This window comes from Natroniella acetigena (assembly GCF_023227745.1).
In the GTDB taxonomy this organism is placed as follows: Bacteria; Bacillota; Halanaerobiia; order Halobacteroidales; family Halobacteroidaceae; genus Natroniella; species Natroniella acetigena.
The window spans coordinates 20,632-29,604 of the sequence record NZ_JALKBX010000027.1 but is presented as its reverse complement, the minus strand read 5'-3'; the positions used below and the strand labels follow the sequence as shown (position 1 = coordinate 29,604).

The 8,973-nt window shown below is 34.5% G+C and carries 6 protein-coding genes and 1 other RNA gene; all 7 read right to left on the bottom strand.

Annotation, left to right across the window (positions count from 1 at the left end; all coding sequences use genetic code 11):
• Nucleotides 1-172: 172 nt before the first annotated feature.
• Entirely contained in the window at nt 173-1,480 is a 1,308-nt protein-coding gene (locus MWH25_RS07415; RefSeq protein ID WP_248627015.1) for a replication-associated recombination protein A, read from the bottom strand.
• A gap of 262 nt (nt 1,481-1,742) precedes the next feature.
• On the bottom strand, nt 1,743-2,315 hold the full coding sequence (locus MWH25_RS07410; protein WP_248627014.1) for a 5-formyltetrahydrofolate cyclo-ligase: 573 nt from the start codon (nt 2,313-2,315) through the stop codon (nt 1,743-1,745).
• Between the two features lie 97 nt (nt 2,316-2,412).
• Nucleotides 2,413-2,593, bottom strand: a non-coding RNA gene (ssrS, locus tag MWH25_RS07405) — 6S RNA.
• A gap of 113 nt (nt 2,594-2,706) precedes the next feature.
• A complete protein-coding gene (gene aspS, locus MWH25_RS07400; protein ID WP_282706916.1) occupies nt 2,707-4,485 on the bottom strand; it encodes an aspartate--tRNA ligase in 1,779 nt (592 codons plus the stop codon).
• 25 nt (nt 4,486-4,510) lie between these two features.
• Entirely contained in the window at nt 4,511-5,773 is a 1,263-nt protein-coding gene (hisS, locus tag MWH25_RS07395) for a histidine--tRNA ligase (RefSeq protein WP_248627012.1), read from the bottom strand.
• A gap of 33 nt (nt 5,774-5,806) precedes the next feature.
• Complete coding sequence (locus tag MWH25_RS07390) at nt 5,807-7,372, bottom strand: peptidylprolyl isomerase (protein ID WP_248627011.1); 1,566 nt, start codon at nt 7,370-7,372, stop codon at nt 5,807-5,809.
• An 85-nt stretch (nt 7,373-7,457) separates the two neighbouring features.
• A complete protein-coding gene (hemZ, locus tag MWH25_RS07385) occupies nt 7,458-8,963 on the bottom strand; it encodes a coproporphyrinogen dehydrogenase HemZ (RefSeq protein WP_248627010.1) in 1,506 nt (501 codons plus the stop codon).
• Nucleotides 8,964-8,973 lie beyond the last annotated feature (10 nt).

Here is an 8,973-nt window from a genome sequence, read left to right as displayed (position 1 = left end):
AAATAATGCAGTTCGGAGTATCAATGACAGCCCTTCAAGGCGTTACCCTATCATTTGACTGTTACAGTCTTTCAGTTCTAGTTATTGTAGATTGTCTTCACAATACTAGGCGATACTTTTCATATCGCAACAGATCACACCATAATTGTAATACTTTATAAGGCTACCAGAGTTAATCTAAATACTTTAAAAACTCTTTAATCTTCTCTTCGTAACCATTCTCGGTTGGTTGATAAAATTTTTCAGTTGCCAACTCTGGAGGTAAATATTCTTGTTCTACATAATTGTTAGGATAATCATGAGGGTACTTATAATTAACTCCTTTATCTAATTCAGTTGCACCTTGATAATGATTATCCTGCAAATGAGTTGGTACCCCTGATGTTACCTTTGATCTTACCGCTGCTAAAGCTTGATCAATCCCTAGCAAAACAGCATTGCTTTTAGGAGCAGTTGCTAAATAAATAGTAGCCTGGGCCAAGGGAATCCTCGCTTCAGGCAGACCTACATAATCAACCGCTTCTGCTGCAGCATTAGCAATAACTAACGCTTGAGGATTAGCAGTTCCTATATCCTCAGCAGCATGAATGATCAATCTCCGAGCAATAAAGCTTGGAGATTCACCAGCTTCAATCATCTTAGCTAACCAGTATAAAGCAGCATCTGGATCGGAACCTCTAATACTCTTAACAAAGGCTGAAATTGTATCATAATGATTATCTCCTGCCTGATCATAATTAATTACCTTTTGTTGAATTGACTCTTCTGCTACTTCTAGATCTATTTCCTTCATCCCCTCCTGTTGAGGGGTAGTTAATACTGCTAATTCCAATGCATTCAAAGCAGTTCTAGCATCTCCATTTGCTACTCTAGCAAAGTGATTTAATGCTTCTATAGTTGACTTAATCTTATAATCTTTACTACCTTCCAATTTATCTACAGCACGCCTTAATATAGCTTTAATATTCTCTTCAGTTAATGACCGCAACTGAAAAATCCTAGAACGTGATAATAATGGCGAATTAATTTCAAAATATGGGTTTTCAGTAGTAGCTCCAATCAAGATAATTATTCCTTCTTCAACTGCTGGTAATAATGCATCTTGTTGAGATTTATTAAATCTATGAATCTCATCTATAAATAAGATCGTTCTTTTATTATACATTCCTTGTCGCTCTTTAGCTCTAGTAATCACTTGACGTAAGTCCTTTACTCCTGAAGTTACTGCATTTAAACTTTCAAATTCGGACTCTGTCCTGTTAGCAATTATCCTTGCTAAAGTAGTTTTACCTGTTCCTGGCGGTCCATAAAAGATAAGCGATTGTAATCTATCGGCTTCAATAGCTCTACGTAACAATTTTCCTTTTCCTACTATCTCTTCTTGACCTATAAACTGCTCTAAATTTTGAGGTCGCATTTTAACAGCCAAAGGTTTATTATTAGTATTATTCTCTTTAGTTTGATAACTGAATAAATCCATCATCCCTTCACCTCTCCTTCTCGTCTTAGCCAAATCATAACCTCTGTTCCTAACACTTTTTATAATACAACAAGGATATCCTCTAAAGTTATTTAGAGGATATCCTTCTCAGTCTTAAAATACTATATTGAAACTAACTGGCTTAAACTCCTTCAGCTATATCAGTTAAATTCGACTTTTATTTAGACCCTTCAAATTTAAAAGAACTTAGATTAATTATATTGAAGAAAATCATTAGTTCAATTTATATATGTACTTAAACTTAAGAAATAACTTCTTGTTCAGTAACTACTTTATCCATCGGAATATCGTACTCACCTGTAACAACTTGTTCTACAATCTGAATTTGAAAAGCAACAGCAACTTTATCTGCCTGTGGCGCTTGTGATAAAAGCCGATCATAATATCCACCACCATAACCTAAGCGGTTCAACTCTCGATCAAAAGCCAGCCCTGGAGAGACTACTAAATCCAGCTCATTAGGTTCCATCAATCTAACATATTCTTCTTTAGGTTCTAAAACCCCATAAGTACTTTCCTCTAACTCTTGATCATAATCTTTCAATTGAGATAATAACAATCTATTCTCTTCTCGGTCAGTGATAGGAAGAATTACATTTTTATCTAGTTTGAGAGCCTCTTTAATCATGAATTCTGTTCTAACTTCATTCTTAAAGGAAACAAAGAACATGATATTTTCTGCAGCCTTGAATTCTTCTAGTTCAAATAGCTTCTTCTTGATCTCCATACTCTTCTTTAGCAGTTCTCTATCTGTCAATCTTTGCCGATACTCCATCGCCCTTTGTCGCTGTTCTTTCTTCTTCTCTGCTAACATCTGCTCCCCCCTTTTACTAAGTCAGCCTCCTTAAAACAAAGTTACTAAAAAATATTTCTTTATAATAGTAAAGTCTAGCCATATGGCTAGACTTTAAGATAATTCCACAATGCCGCATCAGACTTATTGATTTGCTCTCAATTATTCAAGTGGGTGCCCTCCCATTTGATTTATATGTCCATTCTAAGATGGCTTATACGCCACAAACGGAGACCAGGCTCCCTTATAATGTGATGTTAGGCAAAACATAAACCCAATCACGAACATCGTAGAATATAAGTATTTCCTCCAACTTCATCTAAATAATATCATACTTCTGAAAACATCTCAAGTAAAACTATCCTTTAAAATAAAATTTTAAATTAATGAAAAAATTGTCAGGTGAGAGAGCTTAATCTAACTCTATCTCTTCTTCAATCTCAAGATTTAACTCCTCTAATTGTTCCTTAGCTACTGGCGAAGGAGCATCAGTCAAAATACAGGTAGCTCGTTGTGTTTTAGGGAATGCAATTACATCACGAATGCTCTTTAATTTACCAAGTAGCATTACTAAACGATCAAGACCAAAAGCAATTCCTCCATGTGGTGGAGCCCCATATTCAAAGGCTTCTAGTAAGAAAGAAAACTTCTCTTCAATCTCATCTTGCTCCATCTCTAATAACCCAAAAATCTTTTCTTGTATTTGGCGGTTATTAATTCTAATACTTCCCCCACCAATTTCAATTCCATTTAAGACTAAATCATAAGCTTGAGCAGTAACTTCTTCAGGTGCAGTATCTAATAATGAAAGCTCTTCTTCTTTCGGCATAGTAAATGGGTGATGTAGTGAAACATACCTCTCTGCTTCATCATCCCACTCCAATAATGGGAAGTCTGTAACCCATAAAAATTCAAATTGATCTTGATCGATCAACTCTAATTTTTTAGCTAACTCTAATCTCAGATTACCTAATGCAGCAGCAACAACATCAGGGTTGTCTGCTACAAATAATAATAGATCCCCAGCTTCTGCTTCCATTTCATCTAAAATACCATTTAACTCTTCTTCAGCTAAAAACTTAGCTATTTGAGAGTTAACTCCATCTTCTTCAACCTTGATCCAAGCTAACCCTTTAGCTCCATAAATACCAACAAAATCAGTCAGTTCATCAATATCTTTGCGAGAAAAATCAGCAGCTCCTTTAGCATTAATTCCTTTTACTAATCCACCATTAGCAACCGTCCCACTGAAGACATTAAATTCACTATTCTTTACAACTTCTGAAAGATCCACTAACTCCATTCCAAATCTAGTATCTGGTCTATCAGTTCCATAACGCTCAATTGCTTCTTGATAAGTCATGCGAGGAAATTCAGTCGGCACTTCAAAATCAACTGCTGTAAATATCTCCTTCATCATCTTCTCTACCAATTCCAAAATCTCTTCTTGATTCATAAAGGAAGTTTCTAGGTCAATTTGAGTAAATTCAGGCTGACGATCAGCTCTTAAATCCTCATCTCTAAAACAACGAACAATCTGATAATATCTTTCCATCCCAGAAACCATCAATAATTGTTTGAATAATTGTGGCGATTGCGGTAAAGCAAAAAATTCTCCTGTATGCAATCGACTAGGAACCAAAAAGTCTCGTGCTCCTTCAGGAGTACTCTTAGTCAACATTGGTGTTTCTATCTCTAAAAAGTCTTCTCGGTCTAAATAATCTCTAACAGACTTCTTAACTTGATGGCGCAACATTAAATTTTCTTGCATCTTCTTTCTTCTCAAATCTAAATATCTATACTTTAATCTCACTTCTTCCCCTACATTAATTTCATCTTCTATTAAGAAAGGAGGAGTCTCAGCCTCATCCAGAATATGTAACTCTTCTATATGAACTTCTATTTTCCCAGTGTTTAAATCATCATTAATCATTTCCTCAGGACGAGCTATAACTTCTCCAGTAACAGCTATTACATATTCTTTTCTTAATTGATTAGCTAAATCAAATGTATCTTCTGCTATTTCTGGATTAAAGACAACCTGTACCAATCCAAATCTATCTCTTAAATCTACAAAGATTACTCCCCCATGATCTCTTCTTCTTTGTACCCATCCCATTAGAGTAACTTCTTCCCCTACTTGCTCAATTCCTAACTCTTTACAAGAATGGGTTCTTACTAAATCTTTCATTCCAGTCATTATCTTCCCTCCTAGATTATTCTATTCGCTTTTTCATTTCTTGAACTAAGTTATCTAGTTTAATTTCTACCTGTTCTCCAGATTTCATATTTCTAATAGTAGCTACACCTTTATTTAATTCATCTCCACCTAAAATAATACTATAATTAGCATTATTTCGATCGGCACATTTCATTTGTCCTTTAACACTACGACCTAAATAATCCATTTCAACCTTCAAACCAGCTTGCCGTAAAGAATAAAGATACTTAAAAGCAGCTTGCTCAGCTTCTTCACCAATTGTAGTAATAAATAAATCCATACTCTGATCAATTGGTAATTCGATTCCCTGCTCTTTTAAAGTCAATAAAATCCTCTCTACTCCCATAGCAAAACCAATTCCAGGAATATCACGTCCATCTATTTCTTGGGCCAATCCATCATAACGCCCCCCACCGAAGATCGTATCTTGGGCTCCTAATCCCTTATAAATAACCTCAAAGGCAGTTTTGGTATAATAATCAAGACCTCTTACCAATCGAGCATCCAACATATAATCAATCTCTAACAGATCAAGATATTGCTGTACTTGATTGAAGTGTTGATCACATTCCGTACATAACTCTTCATATATTTTAGGCGCATCTTCCATAAACTCTTGCCTGCGATCAGCCTTGCAGTCAAGAATTCGTAATGGATTACGTTCATATCTATCTTGACAGTCTGAGCAAAGTTCTCCTAAGTACTGCTTAAAGTAATCCCTTAATTTCTCTCTATAATTCTTGCGACACTCTGGACAACCTACACTATTAAGATGAACCTCTAGCTCTTCTAATTCTAACTCAGTTAAGAACTGAATTCCTAAAGCTATAATCTCAGCATCAATAGCTGGATTATCAGCCCCTAAAGCTTCAACCCCAATCTGATGGAATTGTCTATAACGACCTGCTTGTGGTCTTTCATATCTAAACATTGGCCCTGCATAAAAATATTTAGTCGGTTGTGCTTGACCATAAGTTTTATTTTCTAAAAATGACCGCATCACTGAAGCAGTTCCTTCAGGTCTTAAAGTAATGCTCCTATCTCCTTTATCACTGAAAGTATACATTTCCTTTTCAACAATATCGGTTGCCTCTCCAATTCCTCGTCTAAATAAATCTGTTACTTCAAAAATTGGTGTTCTAATCTCCTGATAATTATAACAAGTAAATACCTCTCTCATTTTATCCTCAAGATACTGCCACTTAGCAGTATCTTGAGGTAATAGATCATTAGTTCCTCTTGGAGCTCTAATCTTCATTTTAACCCTCCTCTAAAACTAGCAACTACCGTCTTATTCTAAATCACCTTCAACCTCTAAAGGTTGCTCTTGCTGCTGTTGCATCTGTTGTTGCATATTCTGCTGTAATTCTTCTACCTTTGTTAATTTTTCTTCAGCTTTCTCTTCTAATCCCATTTCTTGATAGATAGTATATAGACTATAATAGGCCATTAAGTCTTCACCTGATAATTCAGCAAACTGCTCATATTTATCAAGTGCTATCTCTTTTTCCCCTTGTTGTCGATATAAATCTCCTAATCCAAGATATAATTCAGGTTCATTTTCATTATTAGCTAAACCTTGATAATAAACATCCATTGCTTGATCAATTTCATCTTCCTGTAAATATGATTGAGCTAAATTATCATAAAAGATTACTTGCTCAGGATATCTATCAATAGCTTCTTGATAAGTTGCAACTACTTCTTCAACCTCTCCCATTGCTTTATAAACTTCAGCTAAATTATTATATAGGTAATAAGCATTTGAATCTTCTGCAATAGCATCTTTGTAACTAGTTAATGCTTGTTCATAATTACCATCTTGGGCGGCATTAAATGCTTCAATCTCACTATCTTTAATCTCAATTTCAGCTTCTTCCTTCAATTCAACTACTAAATCATCAAGTGTTTTTCTTTGTTTTTCTATTAACAACTCTTCCATTAATTCTTCTCTTTGTTCAGCAACCTCTTCATCAGAAGCTTCTTGTCTATCAGTTACTTTAATAATATGGTATCCAAATTCACTCTTAACTAACTCGCTTATCTCTCCTACTTCTAAAGCAAATGCTGCCTCTTCAAAGGCAGGAACCATTTGCCCTCGACCAAATGAACCTAGATCTCCACCCTGTTGACCAGATGGATCATCAGAATATTCTTCTGCTAACTGAGCAAAATCTCTTCCTTCATTAACTAGTTCTAATACTTCCTCTGCTTTAGCTTGTGCTTCTTGGTCAGTTTTATCCTCTGTCTGAATTAAAATATGACTTGCTTCTACTTCTTCAAATCTCTCAGCTAACTCATCTTCAGTTACTTCAACTCCACCTTGAATTTGATCCACTAATTCTTCTAATCCTTTTTGTTGTGCTAAATTAACTCTAAGATCTTCTTCTAGTTGTTCAACAGTAACTCCACTTTGGCTTAATATCTGTTCAAACTCTTCTTCAGAAAATGCATACATCTCAATAATTTGATCTATTTGTTCTTGTACTTCCTCATCACTTACTACTGGATCAATCCCTCTAGCTTCAACCTCTTGTAAAATTAAATGTTGCTCTATCATACTATCCAAAACTTGAGCTTTCAGTTCTAAGATTTGTTCTCCACTAACTTCTCCTCCATACTGTCTCAAATAGTTATTTAACTGATGACTATACTCTTGATAAAGAATTTCTTCTCCATTGACCACTGCTATTGGCTCACTCTGCTCTTCAAAATCTATCTGCTGTTGTCCTTGTGTTCCAGCAGAATTTCCAGTTCCAGAAAACCCTAAATATGCCACAGTCCCTCCTAAAGCAAATGTGATTACCACTACATAAATTACAATCTTCATATTTTTTCTTAAGGCATTAAAAATCATGCTAATTTCCTCCCTATCTAATATAAAAATATAAAAAGCAAATTTAAAATAATCATCAATTTAAAAACTCAACTATTATTGTAACTCATCTAATTAAAGTTGTCAATTTAGCTATCTTTTCAGTTGTCCTCTCCTCAATCTCTTCAATATATTGAAAAGGAGATTTAGGATTAAACAACCTTTGTAGTGACCAATCTCCAGGAGCAACCAGTTTAGTTACTGCTCCTCCCCCTAATCCAATTATTGTTTGGCGTTCTTCCATCATTAAAATATTATAAATTGATTCTTTTCCTCTTTCTGCAAAACCTACATTTTCCAAGTTAGCTAAGGTGTTTTTTTGGCGATACATATAATAAGGATTTAATCCCAGTTGAGCAGCAGCATCTTTAGTTAATGCCAACATCTGCTCTACCTCTTTATTTGAGGGTAACTGAGCCTGTTCTAAATTTCGATTTAACTGAGAAGCTCTTTTAATAGCCATCGTATGAACAGTTAGATTATCAGGGCTCAATCTTTTGATCTGCTGTAAAGTTTCAGCTAAATCAGCAATTTTTTCCCCTGGTAAACCAACTATTAAATCCATATTAATATTATCAAAACCAAGTTGTCGAGCTAAATTAAAGATATCCTTTACTCTCTTAACTGTATGTTGACGACCAATTCTATCTAAAGTAGTCTGGTTCATCGTTTGAGGATTAATACTAATTCTAGTAGTAGCAAACCTCTTTAATAATTTCAATTTAGTTTGGTTGATTGTATCTACTCTACCTGCTTCCACAGTAAATTCTCGTAATTTAGGAGTAACAAATTTTTCTGTCAATTTATTTAAAAGCTTCTCTAGTTGCTCAGCAGACAATACAGTAGGAGTACCTCCACCAATATAGATCGTATCAACTGTTAATCCTAGCTCCTCAACCTGTTGACCTACAGCTTCTAGTTCATAATTTAAAGCAACTAAAAAATCATTAAAACAATCTCTATGTTCTTGGATCGGATAAGAAGCAAATGAACAATAATTACATCTACTAGGACAAAAAGGAATCCCTAAATAGATACTGACTCTCTTTTCAGTTTCTTGAGGGGGAAGTAAATATTTTCTTTCTGTTTTCATAACTTGAAGTAATAATGCTCTCTTTTCTTGAGCAACACCATAAATATCTTTAAATTTCTTCTCGACCTCTTGATAACTAAAGCCCCTCCTCTTTAATAGATAATGTCCAAGCTTAGTAGGACGCACTCCAATTAAAATGCCCCAAGGACTTAAAGAGGAACCAAAGTATTTACTTAGCACTTTAAAAATGGATAACTTAACCCTCTGCTTGATCCTTCTTTCAAAATCTTTTTTAGTATAAATTTTTTTCAAAATTTCTTCATCTTCTATCACTTTTCTACTTTTAAGTCTACCTTCTTTGATTAAATTAGCCTTGACAGTAATTCCTTGACTGAGCTCTAACTCAGTTATTATTACTAAATCAACTTCTTCAGTTAACAATTCATTTAAATTAAAGAGATCTATTTGGGGAATCAAAATCTTCAACATACTCTTAACCGAATTATAATATTTACTTTCTACATCCAATCCTAGTTTCACTTTTAAAACC